The sequence below is a fragment of the Kitasatospora sp. NPDC101108 genome, from assembly GCF_055584725.1.
Window position 1 is genome coordinate 108,214 of record NZ_JBVJLM010000008.1, and the last position, 19,015, is coordinate 127,228.

Below are 19,015 nucleotides of genomic sequence, written 5' to 3' on the forward strand. Positions count from 1 at the left end.
TGATCGTGAGCCCTTCACCTTTCCGCGGCGGATGTTTCACGTGAAACGGCGGCCGGTTCCATGGCACCCTGGGCGGGTGGCGATCACCGAGAACGGCAGCACCCACCAGTCCGCGCAACGCGCCACGCTCCTCGGTCTGCTCCGTGGCCGGGACTTCCGTCGACTGCTCACCGCCCGGGTGCTCTCCCAGCTCTCGGACGGCGTCTTCCAGGTCTCGCTCGCCGCCTACGTGGTCTTCTCCCCCGAGAAGCAGTCCTCCCCCGCCGACATCGCCTCGGTGCTGGCCGTGATGCTGCTGCCGTTCTCGGTGATCGGCCCGTTCGCCGGGGTGCTGCTGGACCGCTGGCGCCGCCGCCAGGTGCTCTACTTCGGCAATCTGGCCCGCTTCGGGCTGGGGCTGGGCACCGGGGCGCTGCTCCTGGCCGAGGCGCCGACCTGGCTGTTCTTCGCCTCGGCGCTGCTGGTCACCGCGCTCAACCGGTTCATCCTGGCCGGGCTGTCGGCCGCCCTCCCGCGGGTGGTCGAGCAGGACACCCTGGTCACCGCCAACGCCCTCTCCCCCACCCTCGGGACGGTCGCGGCCGCCTCGGGCGGGGGCATCGGCTTCCTGCTGCACCAGGTGATGGCGCCCGGGCCGAAGGCGGACGCCGCGCTGGTCACCGTCGCCTCGCTGCTGTACCTGTCGGCCGCGCTGGCCGCCCGCCGGATGGACCGCGACCTGCTCGGCCCGGAGCGGCACGGCGACCACCCCGCGCTCGGCCAGGCGCTGAAGCGGGCCGCCGTCGAACTCGGCGCCGCCGTGCGCCACCTGGTGCGGGACCGCCGCCCCGCCGCCCATGCGCTGGCCGCCGTCACCGCGGCCCGGTTCTGCTACGGCGTGCTGATCGTGGTCGTGGTGATGCTCGCCCGGTACACCTTCAACGACCCGGCCGACAGCGCGGCCGGACTGGCCACCCTCGGCCAGGCGGTCGGCCTGTCGGCCGCGGGGTTCTTCATCGCCGCGGTGGTCAGCCCCTGGTGCACCCGCCGGCTCGGCCTGGCCGGCTGGATGACGGCCTGCCTGCTCGCCCCGGTGGTCTTCGTCCCCGCGCTGGGCCTGTTCTTCGCGCCGATCCCCTGCCTGGCCGCCGCCCTGCTGCTCGGCGTGGTCACCCAGGGCACCAAGATCTGCGCCGACACCGTGGTGCAGGAGTCGGTCGAGGACGAGTTCCGCGGCCGGGTCTTCGCCATCTACGACGTGCTGTTCAACGTCGCCTTCGTGGCCGCCGCCCTGGTCACCGCGCTGGTGCTGCCGCTGTCCGGCCGCTCGGTGGCGGTGGTCGCCGGGGTGGCCGCGGTGTACGGGCTGACCGCGGTGCTCTACCTGCGGACCGCCCGGCGGTCCGGACCGCTCCCCGGGGACGGCGACCGCTCCCCGGCGACGGCCACTGAAACCGTCCGGTAGCGGAATCGAAACCACCCCGTACCGATGTCCCTTGCGGGCTGGGGACCGATTGCGTCCGACCCAGTCGCTAAGGTACGTAAACCTGTCTGAACGACAGCACTCGGTCACGGGGGACGAACTGATGAGCACACCGACCGGCCCGTACGGGCCGCCGCCACCCGCCGCGCCCGGGTACGGTCCGCCACCGCCGGCGTACGGCGGCCAACCGCCGTACGGGCAGCAGCCGCCCGCTCCGCTGCCGTACCCGAACCCGTACGCCCAGAACCCGTACGCCCAGCCACCGCAGCCGCAGCCCCAGCCGCAGGCGCCGTACGGGCAGCAGCCGCCCCCCGGCCCGTACGGCCACCCCCAGCCCGCCCCGGTGGCCGCGACACCCCCCGCGAAGCGCGGCGTCCGGTCCAAGCTGAGGATCGTCGGGCTGGTCGGCGGCTGCGGCGTGCTCGCGGCCGGCTACTTCCTGGCCGGCCCCAGCGTGAGCAGCGCCAAACCCGGCGACTGCGTCCGGGTGAGCGGATCGCGTGACGTCTCGATCGTCAACTGCACGGACGCCAAAGCCAATTACAAGGTGCTGTCGAAGTTCACCGGCACCACCGACGTGACCCGCTGCCGGCAGACGCCGCAGACCACCAGCGCCGTCTCGGGCAAGAGCGGACGCCGGTGGAACAAGACGCGGTACGTGCTCTGCCTGGGCCCACTGACCCCCACCACCGGCGGCTACCCGCCGGTGAAGAAGTCCTGACCCTTCCGCCACCATCCTGTTCCCGGGGGACCCCTTGTCCGCTCCGCCTCCGCCCCAGATGCCCTACGGCCCGCCACCCGGTGACGGCAGCCCGTACGGCGCCCCGCCACCGCCGGGGTACGGCTACCCGGGCGCCCCGCCCCCGGAGCAGCAGCCCTACGGCGCCCAGCCGCCCGGCTACGGCTACGGCTACCCGCCGCCGGCCCCGACGGACGGCGAGCACTGCCGCTTCTGCGGCGGCTTCCCGGCGGTGCGCGCGACCGTCCGCGGCCACCAGGGCCTGATAGTCGCGTTCCGGATGCTCCGGATGCACGGACCGTTCTGCCACACCTGCGGCACGGCCACCGTGCGCGACATGTCCGCCAGGACGCTCGTCCAGGGCTGGTGGAGCTGGGTGTCGCCGCTGCTGACGCTGATCACCCTGCTGATGAACCTCGGCGCCCACGGCCGGATCAAGCGGCTGCCGCCGCCGATGCCGGGCACCCACGGCCCCCAGCTCGACCCCGGCGCCCCGCTGACCAGCCGCCCGCATCTGGCGATGCTGCTGGTGCCGGTCTCCCTGCTGAGCGTCGGGATCCTGGCCGCCACCGGCGTGCTCGGTCCGAAGAGCGACCCCGCGGTCGCCTCGCCGACGCCGGTCAACACGGTCACCTTCGCCCCGTCGCCGCGGCCCACCTTCAGCTACACCCCGCCGCCCCCGCTGCCGTCCTTCACCATGCCGAGCATCACCCTGCCGCCGATCGCCACCCCGACCGACCCGAGCGACGCGGTGGACGACGCCAAGACCGGCGACTGCCTGCGCAACGACGGGACCAGCGCCGACCACCCGAAGATCACCGTGCTGGCCTGCACCGACACCAAGGCGCAGTACAAGGTGGTCTACAAGTACTTCGCCACCTCCGACGAGACGGTCTGCAAGAAGCAGCCCAAGTCGGACAGCACGTACAGCCGCACCTACTCGAACTGGCCGGCGCTGGACTACGTGCTCTGCCTCAAGCACCTCTGATTCCGCGCACGGACGAGGGGCGGCACCCGCACGGGGCCGCCCCTCGTTCCGTCACCGCCGTCGCGGTCAGCCCTGCTGCTGCCCGTCCCACCAGGCGCGCAGCGCCGCGACCGCCTCGTCGGGCTCCATCGGGCCGTGCTCCAGCCGCAGTTCAAGCATGTGCTTGTACGCCTTGCCGACCTGCGGGCCGGGCTTCAGCCCGAGCAGCTCCATGATCTGGTTGCCGTCCAGCGCCGGGCGGATGGAGTCCAGCTCCTCCTGCGCCTTCAGCTCGGCGATCCGGTGCTCCAGGCCGTCGTAGGTGCGCGAGAGGGCGGCCGCCTTCTTCTTGTTGCGGGTGGTGCAGTCGGAGCGGGTGAGCTTGTGCAGGCGCTCCAGCAGCGGCCCGGCGTCGGTGACGTAGCGGCGCACCGCGGAGTCGGTCCACTCGCCGCCGCCGTAGCCGTGGAAGCGCAGGTGCAGCTCGACCAGGCGCGAGACGTCCTCGGTGAGCTCCTTGGAGTACTTGAGCTCGCGCATCCGCTTGCGGGTCATCTTGGCGCCGACCACCTCGTGGTGGTGGAAGGAGACCCGGCCGTCCGACTCGAAGCGGCGGGTGCGCGGCTTGCCGATGTCGTGCAGCAGCGCGGCGAGGCGCAGGGTGAGGTCCGGGCCGTCCTGCTCCAGGGCGATGGCCTGCTCCAGGACGGTCAGCGAGTGCTCGTAGACGTCCTTGTGCCGGTGGTGCTCGTCGCGCTCCAGCTTCAGCGCGGGCAGTTCCGGCAGCACGTGCCCGGCCAGGCCGGTGTCGACCAGCAGCCGCAGGCCCTTCACCGGGTGATCGGCCAGCAGCAGCTTGTTCAGCTCGGCCTGCACCCGCTCGGCCGAGACGATGGTGATCCGCTCGGCCATCGCGGTCATCGCGGCGATCACCTCGGGCGCCGGGTCGAAGTCCAGCTGGGCGGCGAAGCGGGCGGCCCGCATCATCCGCAGCGGGTCGTCGGAGAAGGACTCCTCGGGGGTGGCGGGGGTGCGCAGCACCCGGGCCTCCAGGTCCTCCAGACCGTGGTGCGGGTCGACGAAGCCGCGGCCGGGCAGGTCGACGGCCATCGCGTTGACCGTGAAGTCCCGGCGGACCAGGTCCTCCTCGATGGTGTCGCCGTAGGTCACCTCGGGCTTGCGGGAGGTGCGGTCGTACGCCTCGGAGCGGTAGGTGGTGATCTCGATCAGGAAGGAGCCCTCGGGGGTGTCCTTCCGGGCGCCGACGGTGCCGAAGGCGATGCCGACGTCCCAGACCGCGTCCGCCCAGCCCTTGACCAGCTTGAGCACCTGCTGCGGGCGGGCGTCGGTCGTGAAGTCCAGGTCGTTGCCGAGCCGGCCGAGCAGCGCGTCCCGCACCGAGCCGCCGACCAGGGCCAGTCGGTGACCGGCAGCCTGGAACCGGCGGGCGATCTCGTCGGCCACCGGAGAAACCCGCAGCAGCTCTTGCAGCCCGAGGGTCTGGGCCTCGCTCAGGCCTGGGACGACCTGGGCGGCGGTGTTGGGACGGTCGGTGCGCGTGGTGGGCTCATTGGCAGTGGACACGGCTCACAAGGGTACGTGGCCCGGAAGGTCAACCGCCCGCGCGTTTCGGGCGTCTCATCCCACAGCCCGCAACACTGCACGCCAGGCTGGATCGTTACCATGCCGGTGGACGGATCGCGGACACCGGAACCGGGGATGCGGTGTCGCGTGCCGCCGCCGTGCCGACGGAACCCTCCGCGGCAGCAGGGTGGCGTACAGCGTCGAACAAGAACGTCGAGCGGGAACGTCCGGCACCAGCGCCGGGCGGACAGCATCAGCAGCGAGCGATCGAACAGAACGGCGAGGGCGAAACGAGTGAGTGAGCCGGCACGGCACTCGGGCCTGGGGGCGCACCGAAGGCCTGGACGGGCCACGGGCCCCGACGGACGTCCCGCCGAAGGACGGAGCCCGGGCCGCCTCGCCCGCCGCTTCGCCGCCGCCTTCGGGGCCGCCCTGACCCTGTTCACGGCCGCCCCCGCCATGGCGCTCCCGGCCGGTGGCAACATCCGCCCGGCCGCCGACGCCGCGGCCACCGCGGAGTACCCGGTGGTGCTGACCATCGAGACGGTGACCCCGCAGCTGGCCGTGCCGAACGGCACCGTGTCCATCACCGGCCACGTCACCAACTCGGGCAGGTCGGCACTCAAGGGCGCCCACGCGGCGGTCCGCAAGCCGGTCTCCGCCAAGCCCCTGCAGCGGCGCAGCGAGCTCCAGGGCGTGGCCTCCCGCACCACGCCGAAGGGCGAGGACGGCACCGAGCTGGACAGCCCGCAGTACGCCCTGCCGGAGCTGAATCCCGGGCAGAGCCTGCCGTACACCCTCAGCGTCGCGGTGAGCGACCTCGGGCTGTCCGACAGCGGCGTCTACGAACTCGCGGTGGACGCCTGGGGCTCGACCGCCGACAACCCCCGCGACCGGGCCCTGGGCATCGCCCGGACCTTCCTGCCCTTCTCCCAGGGCGGCACCGAGGCCCAGCCGACGAAGGTCACCACGCTCTGGCCACTGGTGCACGCGCCGGTGCTGGCCGCGCAGACCGCCGCCGACAACGACCAGACCCTCCCGGTGCTGCGCGACGACAGCCTGGCCACCGAGTTCGCGCCGGGCGGCCGGCTGTACGAGCTGGTCGACTCCGGCTCCAAGCTGACCGGCCTGACCTGGGTGATCGACCCGGACCTGCTGGACGCCGCGTTCGCGATGACCGGCAAGTACCGGGTGCAGAAGCCGGTCAGCGAGGCGGCGGGCAAGCCCGCCAAGGAGGACAACACCGTCTCCCACGACGCCTCGCCCGCCGCCGAGGCCTGGCTGAACAAGCTGCGCGCGGCCGTCGCCAAGTCCGGCAACCAGGTCATCGCGCTGCCGTACGCCGACCCGGACCTCGCCTCGATCGCCCACAACGGCGCCGACCTGACCGGCATGGGCACCGCCCTGGACAAGGCGGCCACCGCCGGACGGCTGACCGTCGAGGGCCGGCTCTCCGTGGACACCCGCTCCGACGTGGCCTGGCCCTACCAGGGCTACCTCGACCAGCAGATCGCCGGAATCGCCCGGCAGGCGGGCAGCAGCCTGGTGCTGGTCAACGGCGCGAGCATGCCCGACCCGGACTCGGTGAACTACACCCCGACCGCGGTGCGCCCGATCGGCAACGGGCAGAGCGCCGTGGTCGCCGACGACACGGTCTCCTCGCTCTTCCAGAAGGACCTGAGCACCCCGAAGGACCAGACCGACGCGGCCCAGCGGTTCCTGGCCGAGACCTTCACGATCACCCACGAGCAGCCGCAGAACCAGCGCGGCCTGCTGGTCATGCCGCCGCGCGAGATGACCGCCGCCACCGCCAGGGTTCTGGCGGGCGCGCTGCAGACGGCGACCGACAAGTGGCTGACCCCGGTGAAGCTGGACGCGCTGGCCCAGGCCACGCCGGACCCGAAGGCCAACACCACCGTCCCGTCGTCCGCCGACTACCCGACCCAGGCCCGGGCCACCGAACTGCCGGCCGGCGCCCTGAGCGGCACCGACACGGTCCAGCGGGGCCTGGACACCCTGATGCGGGTGCTCACCCTGCCGCAGCGGGTCCGCGGCCCCTTCAGCGCCGCCATGGTCCGCTCGCTGTCCACCGAGTGGCGCACCCAGGCGTCGGCCGGCGACAACTACCGCCTGGGCGTCGGCAACTACCTGACGGAGCTCACGGCCGCCGTCCAGGTGCCGAAGAAGACCGTGGTCACCCTGGCCGGGAACACCGGCCAGCTCCAGGTCAGCGTGCGCAACGACCTCACCCAGACGGTCACCAACCTGAAGCTGCGGCTCACCTCGAACCAGCCGAACCGGCTGCGGGTGGGCAAGGACGAGGACCTCGTCCTCCCGGCCTCGCAGAGCGTCACGCTGCGCTTCAACGCCGAGGCCCGCACCAACGGCCCGGTCGCGATGACCGCCCAGCTGTACACCACCGGACCCAATCCGCAGCCCTACGGCGCTCCCCGGGAGTTCACGGTCGAGGTCACCTCGGTCACCAACGGGGTGCTGTACGTCTTCGCCGGCGCCGCCGTGCTGCTGGTCCTGGCCGCGCTGCGCTTCTTCCGCCAGCGCAAGCGGCACGGCGGCCGGCCGCACGAGGACGGCGACCAGCCGGTCGGCGACGGCCCGGCGACGGACGGCCCGGACGGCGCCGCCGCGGCCGAACCGCAGGAGCCGCAGGAGCCGGAGGCCACCGGAGCGGACCCCGCCGGGGACGGTTCCACGGGCGGCGGTCCCGCGCAGACACCGCGCGCCAGCAGCCCGGATGGCCGGGATCGGACCGCCGGTGATGAGAAGGTTGGTCCTTGATACCGCCGACCACCCGCGACGCCGGGCCGGCCTCCCCCCACGACAGCGAAGAGGTGACATGACCGGGCGCAGCGAGGAGCGGCCGCCGGGCCGCGGTGAGAGCCGGCCGGGCGCCGAGTCGCCGTCCGGCGACTGGTACGTGGCCGACACGTACGCCCAGGACCCGTACGCGGCCGGCGCGTACGGGACCCAGCAGGACGGCAAGGACCCGTACGGACTGCAGGCCGGACGGCCCGCCGCGGCGCCGCCGCCGGCCACCGCGTACGACGTGCCGCCGCAGCTACCGCCGCAGGGCGGCGGCTACCCGACCCCGGTGCCGTCGACGCCGTTCTCGCCCCCGGTGCCGCCCGTGCAGCCCGGCTGGGACACCCCTCCGGCACCGGCCGGCTGGCCGCAGCAGGCCGGTCCGGCCGCCCCCCAGTGGGGCGCCGCCGAGCAGCCGCAGCCGCAGTCGCAGTGGCAGCCGGGCCCGGCACACTCCGCCTGGGACACCGAGACCACCGAGTACGTCGGGGTGGACGCGCTGTTCGGCGGCGGCCACCAGGCCGAGGCGGTCGGCCCGCAGCCCGGGCCCGCCCCGGTCCAGCCCGTCCAGCCCGTCCAGCCGGGCGCGCCGATGCCCCAGGACGCCCAGGTGCCGCCGGGCGCCCCCGCGCCGTACCCGCCGGACGGCGGCTACCCGGGGCAGCCGCAGCACGTCGGTCCGGACGGGCAGCGCCCCTTCGTGCCGCCGATCGAGTTCGACCCGCCGCTCTCCGAGGACGAGGCCACCATGCAGGTGGCCGCCGTCGCGGTGCCCCCGGCGGTCGAGCCGCGGGCGGACCTCGCCGAGGAGCGGAGCGCCCAGCCCGCGGCCGCCCCCGCCCCGGCCGCCGGAGGCGGCGGCAAGGTCGCCAGCCTGCTGAACTCCAGCGCGATCATGGCGGCCGGCACCCTGGTCTCCCGCGGCACCGGCTTCCTGCGGACCATGGTGATCGCCGGCGCGATCGGCATCGCGGTGATGGGTGACTCGTACAACGCGGCGAACACCCTGCCGACCCTGCTGTACATCCTGATCGGCGGCGGCGCGCTGAACGCGGTCTTCGTGCCGCAGCTGGTGCGCAGCATGAAGAACGACGAGGACGGTGGCACCGCCTACGCCAGCCGGCTGCTCACCCTGGTGATGGTCGGACTCGGCGGCGTGGTGTTCCTGGCGGTCCTCGGGGCGCCGCTGCTGGTCCAGCTGATCGCGCACCCGATGATGACCAACCCGGCCCGCGCCGACACCACGGTGGCGCTGGCCCGCTACTGCCTGCCGACCATCTTCTTCATGGGCGTCCACGTGGTGATGGGGCAGATCCTCAACGCCCGCGGCCGCTTCGGCGCGATGATGTGGACCCCGGTCCTCAACAACATCGTGGTGATCTTCACCTTCGGCGCGTACATCTGGGTCTACGGCGGCTACAACGGCACCCAGGTCACCCCGGAGAACATCTCCCCGGAGGGCGTCCGGCTGCTCGGCCTGGGCACCCTGCTCGGCCTGGTGGTCCAGTCGCTGGCGATGGTCCCGTACCTGCGGGCCGCGGACTTCCACTTCCGGCCGCGCTTCGACTGGCGCGGCCACGGCCTGGGCAAGGCCGCCCGGCTGGCCAAGTGGACGTTCTTCTTCGTGCTCGCCAACCAGGCCGGCTACCTGGTCATCACCCAGCTGGCCACCGCGGCCGGCAGCGCCGCCGAACAGGGCGGCCACGGCGGCGTCGGCCTGTCGGCCTTCTCCAACGCCCTGCTGATCTGGCAGCTCCCGCAGGCCGTCATCACCGTCTCGATCATGAGCGCGGTGCTCCCCCGGCTCTCCCGGGCGGCGGCCGACGACGACGCCGGAGCCGTCCGCGACGACCTGTCGTACGGGCTGCGCACCACCGCGGTGGCGGTCGTCCCGGCGGCCTTCCTGTTTCTGGCGCTCGGCCCGGCGATCGGCCGCTCGATCTACGCGGTCGGCGGCGGCGGTACGGCCCTGAACAACGCGACCAACGTCGGTCTGATGCTCTCGGCCTTCGCGCTCGGGCTGATCCCGTACTCGGCGCAGTACGTGATGCTGCGCGGCTTCTACGCCTACGAGGACACCAGGACGCCGTTCTCCAACACCGTCTGGGTGGCCGCCTGCCAGGCCGGCTTCTCGCTGATCTGCTGGGTCGCGCTGCCCGCGCAGTGGACGGTGACCGGAATGGCCCTCGGCTACGGCCTCGCGTACGCCGTCGGAGTGACGGTCGCGGTGCCGAAGCTGAAGAAGAAGATCGGCGGCCTGGACACCAAGCGGATCGGCAAGACGTACAGCCGGCTGGCTGCCGCCTGCGTCCCGGCCGCGGCGGTCGGCCTCGGCGTCAGCCTGGCGGTCCAGCAGGTGCTCGCCGGCTGGGCGGGCAGCGTGCTGTCGGTGGTCCTGGCCGGTGGCCTCCAGCTGCTGGTGTTCGTGTTCATCGCGAAGCGCCTGCGGATCGAGGAGATGAACGCCATGCTGGGCATGGTCCGCGGCCGACTGGGCCGCTGACCGACGGCCAACCTGCCGGACCGGCGGACGCTCTGACCGGGCGTCAACCGGGGCGACCACCGCCTCCGCCCGTCCGGCCGCATTCCGGGCCGCCACCGCCACCGGGAACGCCCGGGCCGCGACGTGGCGGCCCGGTGTCGGATCTGCACGACATCTCTCCACCCCCGGGCAACCGAGCGGACGTCCCAGCGGTCGTACCCGGTGGAGAAGAGTGGGCACAATTGTCCTGGAGCACAGGGCGGCCTATCCGCGCGCTCCAGCGACTCTCTCGGCCGGGGCGACACAAGGGGAGGCAGGACCACGGTGGCTGATGGCACCAAGGCGGTCGTCGACACGTCAGCAGCTGACGCGGCGGCGGACGAGGCCGCGCTGGCTGCGGCGATCGACCAGCTCGCGGACGGGAAGACCGCCGCGGCGGGCACCGCCGACGCCCCCTCCGCGGACGCCTCCGGGGCCGGCCCCGAGGCGGGCTCCACGACCGCCTCCAGCGCGTCGTCCACGTCGTCCACCAAGTCGTCCAACTCCTCCAAGTCCTCCAAGGCCTCCTCCGAGGCCGCCTCCACGACCGGGGAGGAGGACGCCGTGAAGGACGCCACGAAGGACGGCGACCGGGATGCCGAGCCGGCCCCGGAGGCCTCCGTCAGCGAGGAGACCTCGGAGATCACCGCCCCGCTCTCGGTCCACGAGATCGCCGCCGAACTGGCGGCCGGCACCCCGCGGAAGAAGCCCGCCCCCGCGCCGCCCGGCGCCGCCTCCGACAAGCGCCGCCCGACCGACCCCCAGCCCACGGTCGACCCGCGCGACACCGCCACCCTCCCGCGCACCCTGCCCGCGCCGATGCGGCACAGCGGCGACAAGATCGGCAACCGCTACCTGCTCGAAGAGTGCATCTCCCAGACCGAGGTCTTCAGCAGCTGGCGCGCCGTCGACGAGAAGCTGCGCCGGGCCGTCGGCGTCCACCTGATGGCCTCCGGCCACCAGCGCGCCCGCAAGGTGCTGGCCGCCGCCAAGTCGGCCGCCCTGCTCGGCGACCCGCGCTTCGTCCAGGTGCTGGACGCCGTCCAGGAGGGCGAGCTGGTCTTCGTCGTGCGGGAGTGGCTCCCGCACGCCTCCGACCTCGCCAAGCTGCTCACGGACGGCCCGATGGAGCCGCACGAGGCGTACCAGATGGTGCGCCAGGTCGCCGACGCCGTCGCCGCCGCCCACCGCCGCGGCCAGGCCCACCTGCGGCTCACCCCGCGCTGCGTGCTGCGCACCGACAGCGGCCAGTACCGGATCAACGGCATCGCGGTGGACGCCGCCCTGCGCGGGCTGCCCCCGGAGGACTCCACCGAGGACGCCCAGCGCGCGGACACCCGGGCGATCGGCGCCCTGCTGTTCGCCGCGCTCACCCACCGCTGGCCGTACCCCGAGGACCGCTACGACCTCCGGGGGCTGCCCAGGGGCCTGCAGAACGCCGCGCCGGACCAGGTCCGCGCGGGCGTCCACAAGGGCCTGTCCCAGCTCGCGGCACGCGCCCTGTTCGACCACCCGCCGCACCACGCCCAGCCGATCACCACCCCGGAGGAGCTGGTCCGGGCGATCGCGCAGATGCCCCGGATCCGCCAGCCCGAACCCGAGCTGCCCGCCTTCCCGGCCCCGCCCCGGCACAACACCCACGCCCTGCCCACCGCGCCCAACCCCACCCGGGTCGCCGACACCACGGTCGCCCCGCTGCCGGCCTCCTCGCGGCCGACCGCCGCCCGGCGCACCAAGCGCCGGCTGCGCCGGGTGGTCAAGGCCACCGCCTGGACGGTCGCGCTGGGCGCGATCGGCGTCGCCTCCTGGCAGTTCGTCGGCAGCCTGCGCCACACCGGTCAGGCCGTCGCCACCCCGCAGCCCTCGGTCAGCACCGCCGCGCCGAGCGCGCACCCGACGGCGCACACTCCGGTGCCGATCGCCATCAAGGGCGTGGAGTCGTACAACCCGCTGGGTGACGGGCTCCAGGGCTCCGAGAGCATCAAGAACGCCGTCGACGGCGACCCGGGCACCGCCTGGACCACCGGCTGGTTCGTCGACCAGTTCGGCCCCAGGCCGCCCGCCCTCCAGTCCGGCACCGGCCTGCTGGTCGACCTCGGCTCGCCGCAGTCGGTCTCCTCGGTGACCGTCCAGTTCCAGGGCGGCGAGCAGACCGCGGAGCTGCGGGTGCCCCCCGCGACCGTCGCCAACCCGTCCCAGCTCAAGCCGGACGGCTTCACCACCCTCGCCAAGAAGTCCGGCAACACCGTCGACTACACCCTCGACACCCCGGTCACCACGCGCTACCTCTTGATCTGGCTGACCGCTCTGACGAAGGATGGCGACGGCAAGTACCGCGGCCACGTCGCCGAGGTCAAGGTCTCCGGCTGACCGCACCCCGGCACACCGGAACGACGGCAAGGGGTCGAGGGGTGACAGTGGCGGACGACGACGCGGCGCTGCTCGCCCGGCACGTCGCCGGCGACCCGCACGCCTTCGGGCACCTGGTGAACCGTCACCGCGACCGGCTCTGGGCGGTCGCCCTGCGCACCCTGGGGGACCGCGAGGAGGCCGCGGACGCCCTCCAGGACGCCCTGGTCTCCGCCTTCCGCGCCGCCCCCGGCTTCCAGGGCCGCTCGGCGGTCACCACCTGGCTGCACCGGATCGTGGTCAACGCCTGCCTGGACCGCGCCCGGCGCAGCGCCACCCGGCGCACCACCCCGCTGGACGACGACCCGCAGCGGCTGGACAGCCTGGTCGGCACCGCCGAACCGGCCGACTCCCCGGTGGTCCGCGCCGAGGTGCACCGCGAGCTGACCGCGGCCCTCGCCGAGCTGCCCGTCGAACAGCGGGCCGCGCTGGTCCTGGTCGACATGCAGGGCTACCCGGTCGCCGAGGCCGCCGAGCTGCTGGGCGTCCCGGTCGGCACGGTGAAGAGCCGCTGCGCCCGGGGCCGGGCCCGGCTGCTGCCGCTGGTCCGGCACCTGCGCGATCCGGACGGCGGGGTGCGGGACGTTTCACGTGAAACACCGGGGCGCGGGGCAACGGGGCGCGGGGCAACGGGGCGCGGGGCAACGGGGCGCGGGACGCCGGCCCGCGGGGCCACGGGGCGCGGGGCGTCCGGCTCACCCGGCGCGGCCCCGCCGCCGCGCCACGACGCCCCGGGGAACCCGACCGGCCCCCGCACCGTCACAGGAACAGGCCCGAGCACCGGCCGCACGATGCTGGAAGGAGATGCGAGCACGCGATGACCGCCCCCCTCTCCTCCCCCGAGCCCGTCGGCGCCCACCCCTCCGTCGAGGAGCTCGCCGACCTCGCCGAGGGCCTGGTCGAGCCCGCCGGGGCCGCCGTGCTGCACCGGCACCTGGACGGCTGCGCCGAGTGCCGCGAGACCGCCGACGCCCTGGCCGAGGTGCAGTCGCTGCTCGGCACCGTCGAACCCGAGCCGATGCCCACCGACGTCGCCGCCCGGCTGGACGCCGCCCTCGCCGAGGCCGCCCTCGCCGAGCGGCACGGCACGGCCGGGGCCGCGGAGCGGCCCCAGGAAGGCCCCCGGCTGCCCTCCTCCGTCACCCACCGGGCGGACACCCCGGCCACGCCCGTACGGGCCGTTCCTGCGCCCTCGGCCCCTCCGTCCCGTCCCGGCCCGTCCTCGGGCCCCGGCTCCTCCGGCCCCGGCCGCCCCCGGCCCCGCCGCCGGCGGTTCGCCGTGCTGCTCGGCGCGGCCGCCGCGCTGGCCGCCTTCGGCCTCGGCGGGGCCCTGCTGCTGGACCACTCCGAGAACACCGGCACCTCCGCCGCCTCGGCCGCCTCGGCCGGATCCCCCGACGACCGGACCGCCCGCACCCCCCACCTGGCGGGCCCCGGCACCGTCTACCGGGAGGACCGACTCACCGCGCAGGTCCAGCAGTTGCTGGCCCGTTCCGGCGCCGAACCCGGGCTGCGCGCCACCGGGCCGGGCCGGTCCGACGCCGCCCCCGCCGGGGGCGTCCGGCCTGAGCTGTCCGGCCCTGCCTCCCCCTCCGCCCCGGCCTCGCCCGCCGCCTGTCAGGCACCCGCCCCGGGCACCCCGCTGGCCACCGACCGGGGCAGCTACCAGGGCTCCCCGGTCGAGGTCCTGGTCTACCCGGCCCCCGACCGGCCCGGTTTCGTGGACGTCTACCTGCGCTCCCCCGACTGCGGCCCGGTCGTCCTGCACCGGACGGTGCCCGGCCACTGAGCGACCGTTCCCAGCCACCGGCAGGCCGTTCCCATGCGATCGACGACCAGGACGGCACGCCGCTTCCGGAGTTCGGGCACCTGGTACTGATCAGCCTGGGAATGCGAGACACTGGTCAGTCGTTGTCCCGGGCGGCGGAGCAGGACCGCCCTCCCCGCAGCAAACGCGGGTCGCGATGCGAACCAGGAGAAGCAGTGAGCGACGTCCGTAACGTGATCATCATCGGTTCCGGCCCGGCCGGGTACACGGCTGCGCTCTACACGGCCCGTGCCTCCCTCAAGCCGCTGGTCTTCGAGGGGGCCGTCACCGCCGGTGGTGCGCTGATGAACACCACCGAGGTCGAGAACTTCCCGGGCTTCCGGGACGGCATCATGGGCCCCGAGCTGATGGACAACATGCGGGCGCAGGCCGAGCGCTTCGGCGCCGAGCTGATCCCGGACGACATCGTCGCGGTCGACCTCACCGGTGACATCAAGACCGTCACCGACTCCGAGGGCAACGTGCACAAGGCCCGCGCCGTGATCGTCACCACCGGCTCCCAGCACCGCAAGCTGGGCCTGCCGAACGAGGACAAGCTCTCCGGCCGCGGCGTCTCCTGGTGCGCGACCTGCGACGGCTTCTTCTTCCGTGACCAGGACATCGCGGTGGTCGGCGGCGGCGACACGGCCCTGGAGGAGGCGACCTTCCTCTCCCGCTTCGCCAAGAGCGTCACGATCATCCACCGCCGTGACACCCTGCGCGCCTCCAAGGCGATGCAGGAGCGCGCCTTCGCCGACCCGAAGATCCGCTTCGAGTGGGACAGCGCGGTCGAGGCCATCCACGGCGACCCGAAGCTGACCGGCGTCACCCTGCGCGACACCACCACCGGCGAGACCCGCGAGCTGGCGGTCACCGGTCTGTTCATCGCGATCGGCCACGACCCGCGCACCGACCTCTTCAAGGGCCAGCTGGAGCTCGACGCCGAGGGCTACCTGAAGGTCGACTCCCCCTCGACCCGCACCAACGTCGAGGGTGTCTTCGGCGCCGGCGACGTCGTGGACCACACCTACCGCCAGGCCATCACCGCCTCCGGCACCGGCTGCTCCGCCGCGCTGGACGCCGAGCGCTACCTGGCCGCGCTGGACGACGCGGAGAACAAGGCCGCCGCCGTCGCGGTCTGACCTCCCGCCCTCCCTCGCCCCGAGCGAACCCCAGCGGGGGTGTTCCACGTGAAACACCCCCACCCCGGCCAGGCAGAAACAGAACGGGCCCGCCCGTTGTTCACCTGGCAGCAGCCCCCTCCGTCCTAACCCGAGGAGTTCCCGTGGCCGGCGCCACCACCACCGTCACCGACGCGACGTTCAAATCCGACGTCCTGGACAGCGACAAGCCCGTACTGGTCGACTTCTGGGCCACCTGGTGCGGCCCGTGCCGTCAGGTCGCCCCGATCCTGGAGGAGATCGCGGCCGAGCAGGGCGACAAGCTGACCGTTGCCAAGCTCGACGTGGACGCCAACCAGGTGACCGCCGCCGAGTACAACGTCATCTCGATCCCGACCCTGATCCTGTACAAGGGCGGCCAGCCGGTGAAGCAGATCACCGGCGCCCGTCCGAAGGCCGCGCTGCTGCGCGAGCTGGACGGCCTGATCTAGGTCTTCCGGTCACCGGTCGTACGGCGGCGGGGTTCCCCACTCGGGGAGCCCCGCCGCCGCTTTGCAGCACCGCCGTTCCGCCGTACCGCCGCCTTGCAGCACCGCCCGTTCCGCAGCACCGCCCGTTCCGCAGCACCGATCAGAACGGCCGCAGCGCCGGTTCCTTCCGCCCGCCGCCGAGCAGCCGCTCCAGCGCCCCCTCCACGTCGCCGCGCCAGGACAGGGTGGTCCGGGCCTCCAACCGCAGCCTCGGGTAGCGCGGGTGGGGCCGTACGGTCTTGAAGCCGACCGCGAGCAGGTGGTCGGCCGGCAGCACGCAGCTGGTCGGCACCCGGGCCGCCGTGCCGAAGGCCTCGATCGCCCGCACCCCGCGCCCCAGCAGGTCCTTGGCGACGGTCTGCACCAGCACCCGGCCCAGCCCCTGCCGCTGGTAGCCCGGCAGCACCCGGCTGACCATCAGTTGAACGGCGTCCGGCGAGACCGGGCTGGTCGGGAAGGACTGGGACCGGGGCACGTACGCGGGCGGCGCGTAGAGCACGAATCCGGCCGGCTGGTCGTCCACGTAGACGATCCGGCCGCAGGACCCCCACTCCAGCAGCACCGCGGAGATCCACCCCTCCTTCTCCAGCTCGGGCTTCCCCGACTCCACCGCCTCCTTGGCGCTGACCGGGTCCAGCTCCCAGAACACGCAGGAGCGGCAGCCCGTCGGCAGGTCCGCGAGGTTGTCCAGCGTCAGCGGAGCGATCCGGCGTCCCATGGCCCGTACCTCCTCCTCCCTCTCAGGGTCGAGCATTCCCCCACGAACGCCGATGGGTGCATGTTTCACGTGAAACAGCGCTCACGTGGCACATGCACCCATCGGGTCGTCGCCCTCGGTCCGGACGGCCGGCTCAGCCCTGCGACAGCCGCAGACCGTCCTCGCCGGGGGCCATGCTGTCCAGGATCCGGTTGAGGTCCTCCACCGAACCGAACTCCAGCACCACCTTGCCCTTGCCCAGCTTCCCGCCGCGCTGCGACACCTCGACCTTGACCCGGGTGTCGAAGCGGTCCGACAGCCGGCTCGCCAGGTCGCTGAAGGCCGGGGAGATGATCTTTCCCGCCTTCGGCGTCTGGCGCGCGGGCTTCTCCGGCTCCTGGAGCATCACCCGGACGATCTCCTCGGTGGTCCGCACCGAAAGGCCCTCCGCGGGGATCCGCCTGGCCACCTCCTCCTGCCGCTCGGCGTCCGGCAGCGCCAGCAGCGCGCGGGCGTGGCCGGCGGTCAGCACACCGGCGGCGACCCGCTTCTGGACGGCCGGCGAGAGGTTCATCAGCCGCAGCGTGTTGGAGACGTGCGCGCGCGAGCGGCCGATCCGGTCGGCCAGCTCCTCGTGGGTGCAGGAGAAGTCCCGCAGCAGCTGGTCGTAGGCGGCCGCCTCCTCCAGCGGGTTCAGCTCCGCCCGGTGGAGGTTCTCCAGGAGGGCGTCCAGCAGCAGCTTGTCGTCCTCGGTGGCCCGGACGATCGCCGGGATCCGCTCCAGGCCCGCCTCACGGGAGGCCCGCCAGCGCCGCTCGCCCATGATCAGCTCGTAGCGCCCGGCCTCGATCTCGCGCACCACGATCGGCTGGAGCAGGCCCACCTCCTTGATGGAGGCGACCAGCTCGGCCAGCTTGTCCTCGTCGAACACCTCGCGCGGCTGGCGCGGGTTGGGGGTGATCGCGTCCAGCGGCAGTTCGGCGAAGGAGGCGCCGGGGACCGGCGCCGGCTGCTCCGGCCGCCGCGCGACGGCCGCCCGGGCCGCCACCGTGGCACGACCACCCGGCAGCACGGGCACCGAGGCCGGCGACGTCGCGCCGGTCGCCACCACCGAGGTCGGCGCGGGCGTGGCCGCGACCGTCTGCGCCGCCCCGCCGTCCGCCGGCGCGGCCGGGCCGATCAGCGCCCCGAGCCCTCGTCCCAGACCCCTGCGACCACTCACTGATGACCCTCCGTCGTACCGTGCTGTGCCACCGGGGCATTGTGCCCCGTACCGCTGCCGCCCCGCTGCTGACCCACCAGCGAGCCGCCCTGACCGGCCGCGCGCAGCGCGAGCTCGCGGGCGGCCTCCAGGTAGGAGAGCGCCCCGGTCGAGCCCGGGTCGTAGGTCAGCACCGTCTGCCCGTAGCTGGGCGCCTCCGAGATGCGGACCGAGCGCGGGATCGCCGTGCTCAGCACCTCGTTCTGGAAGTGGGTCCGGACCTCCTCGGCGACCTGGGCGGCCAGCCTGGTCCGGGCGTCGTACATGGTGAGCAGGATGGTCGAGACGTGCAGCGCGGAGTTGAGGTGGGCGCGCACCAGCTCGACGTTGCGCAGCAGCTGGCCGAGGCCCTCCAGCGCGTAGTACTCGCACTGGATCGGGATCAGCACCTCCTGACCGGCCACCAGGGCGTTGACCGTCAGCAGGCCCAGCGAGGGCGGACAGTCGATCAGGATGTAGTCCAGCGGCTGCTCGTAGGCGGCGATGGCGCGCTGCAGCCGGCTCTCCCGGGCCACCAGCGAGACCAGCTCGATCTCGGCGCCGGCCAGGTCGATGGTGGCGGGGACGCAGAAGAGCCCTTCGACGTCCACGACCGGCTGGACCACGTCGGCCATGGGCTTGCCCTCGACCAGGACGTCGTAGATGGACGGCACCTCGGCGTGGTGGTCGATGCCGAGGGCGGTGGAGGCGTTGCCCTGGGGGTCGAGGTCGACCACCAGGACGCGCAGCCCGTGCATGGCCAGCGAGGCGGCCATGTTCACGGTGGTGGTGGTCTTGCCCACCCCGCCCTTCTGGTTGGCGACCACGATCACCCGGGTCGCGGCGGGCCGGGGAAGCCCCTCCCCCGCTCGGCCGATCGCCTGAACCGCAGCCTGGGCAGCCCGTGCGATGGGCGTGTCATCGATCTGGTCGATGGTCTCCGAGTCCTGCATGGGGCTCAGTGTTTCACGTGAAACCGGAGCGGCAACAGTCGCCGCCCGGCCGCGAGCGAGGATTCCGGAGAGCAAGGAGCGACGTTTCACGTGAAACACCATGCCCGCTATGTCGGAAATCTGACGTTGCGACACTCCGATGTCCGCTTGTCGGCCCGCCCGTCA

The 19,015-nt window shown here is 73.5% G+C and carries 14 protein-coding genes; 10 read left to right on the forward strand and 4 right to left on the reverse strand.

The features are described from left to right. The first annotated feature begins 76 nt into the window (after positions 1–76). From ACZ6Z8_RS19340 to ACZ6Z8_RS19350, 3 genes are all read left to right on the forward strand, one after another. Positions 77–1,444 carry an MFS transporter gene (locus tag ACZ6Z8_RS19340; RefSeq protein ID WP_465611265.1) on the forward strand — a complete coding sequence of 456 codons (1,368 nt, stop codon included), beginning with the start codon at positions 77–79 and terminating at the stop codon, positions 1,442–1,444. Positions 1,445–1,565: 121 nt separating this feature from the next. After that, positions 1,566–2,183 carry an LppU/SCO3897 family protein gene (locus ACZ6Z8_RS19345; protein ID WP_465611266.1) on the forward strand — a complete coding sequence of 206 codons (618 nt, stop codon included), beginning with the start codon at positions 1,566–1,568 and terminating at the stop codon, positions 2,181–2,183. A gap of 34 nt (positions 2,184–2,217) precedes the next feature. After that, positions 2,218–3,189, forward strand: a complete 972-nt coding sequence (locus ACZ6Z8_RS19350) for an LppU/SCO3897 family protein (RefSeq protein ID WP_465611267.1) — start codon at positions 2,218–2,220, stop codon at positions 3,187–3,189. Between the two features lie 66 nt (positions 3,190–3,255). Here ACZ6Z8_RS19350 and ACZ6Z8_RS19355 read toward each other — a convergent pair whose 3' ends face one another. Beyond that, on the reverse strand, positions 3,256–4,683 hold the full coding sequence (locus tag ACZ6Z8_RS19355; RefSeq protein WP_465611438.1) for a CCA tRNA nucleotidyltransferase: 1,428 nt from the start codon (positions 4,681–4,683) through the stop codon (positions 3,256–3,258). A 363-nt stretch (positions 4,684–5,046) separates the two neighbouring features. On the opposite strand from ACZ6Z8_RS19355, the gene ACZ6Z8_RS19360 reads away from it, so the two are divergent. From ACZ6Z8_RS19360 to trxA, 7 genes are all read left to right on the forward strand, one after another. After that, positions 5,047–7,548 (forward strand): DUF6049 family protein, encoded by a 2,502-nt coding sequence (locus ACZ6Z8_RS19360; RefSeq protein ID WP_465611268.1) that lies wholly within the window; start codon positions 5,047–5,049, stop codon positions 7,546–7,548. A gap of 58 nt (positions 7,549–7,606) precedes the next feature. Then, entirely contained in the window at positions 7,607–10,075 is a 2,469-nt protein-coding gene (gene murJ, locus ACZ6Z8_RS19365; RefSeq protein ID WP_465611269.1) for a murein biosynthesis integral membrane protein MurJ, read from the forward strand. 303 nt (positions 10,076–10,378) lie between these two features. Continuing rightward, complete coding sequence (locus ACZ6Z8_RS19370; RefSeq protein WP_465611270.1) at positions 10,379–12,463, forward strand: protein kinase family protein; 2,085 nt, start codon at positions 10,379–10,381, stop codon at positions 12,461–12,463. Between the two features lie 41 nt (positions 12,464–12,504). After that, a complete protein-coding gene (sigM, locus tag ACZ6Z8_RS19375; protein ID WP_465611271.1) occupies positions 12,505–13,323 on the forward strand; it encodes an RNA polymerase sigma factor SigM in 819 nt (272 codons plus the stop codon). Continuing rightward, positions 13,320–14,291 carry a cupin domain-containing protein gene (locus ACZ6Z8_RS19380; protein ID WP_465611272.1) on the forward strand — a complete coding sequence of 324 codons (972 nt, stop codon included), beginning with the start codon at positions 13,320–13,322 and terminating at the stop codon, positions 14,289–14,291. The genes sigM and ACZ6Z8_RS19380 overlap by 4 nt, the downstream gene beginning before the upstream one ends. A 194-nt stretch (positions 14,292–14,485) precedes the next feature. Continuing rightward, entirely contained in the window at positions 14,486–15,451 is a 966-nt protein-coding gene (gene trxB / locus ACZ6Z8_RS19385; RefSeq protein ID WP_465611273.1) for a thioredoxin-disulfide reductase, read from the forward strand. Between the two features lie 143 nt (positions 15,452–15,594). Beyond that, positions 15,595–15,921: a thioredoxin gene (gene trxA / locus ACZ6Z8_RS19390; protein ID WP_402817440.1), complete on the forward strand. Its 327-nt coding sequence runs from the start codon at positions 15,595–15,597 to the stop codon at positions 15,919–15,921. A 139-nt stretch (positions 15,922–16,060) separates the two neighbouring features. Here trxA and ACZ6Z8_RS19395 read toward each other — a convergent pair whose 3' ends face one another. The 3 genes from ACZ6Z8_RS19395 to ACZ6Z8_RS19405 form a co-directional block, all read right to left on the reverse strand. Continuing rightward, entirely contained in the window at positions 16,061–16,678 is a 618-nt protein-coding gene (locus ACZ6Z8_RS19395; RefSeq protein WP_465611274.1) for a GNAT family N-acetyltransferase, read from the reverse strand. Between the two features lie 133 nt (positions 16,679–16,811). After that, positions 16,812–17,879, reverse strand: a complete 1,068-nt coding sequence (locus ACZ6Z8_RS19400) for a ParB/RepB/Spo0J family partition protein (RefSeq protein WP_465611275.1) — start codon at positions 17,877–17,879, stop codon at positions 16,812–16,814. Continuing rightward, on the reverse strand, positions 17,876–18,823 hold the full coding sequence (locus ACZ6Z8_RS19405) for a ParA family protein (protein WP_465611439.1): 948 nt from the start codon (positions 18,821–18,823) through the stop codon (positions 17,876–17,878). Before ACZ6Z8_RS19405 ends, ACZ6Z8_RS19400 begins: the two co-directional genes overlap by 4 nt. Between the last annotated feature and the right edge of the window lie 192 nt (positions 18,824–19,015).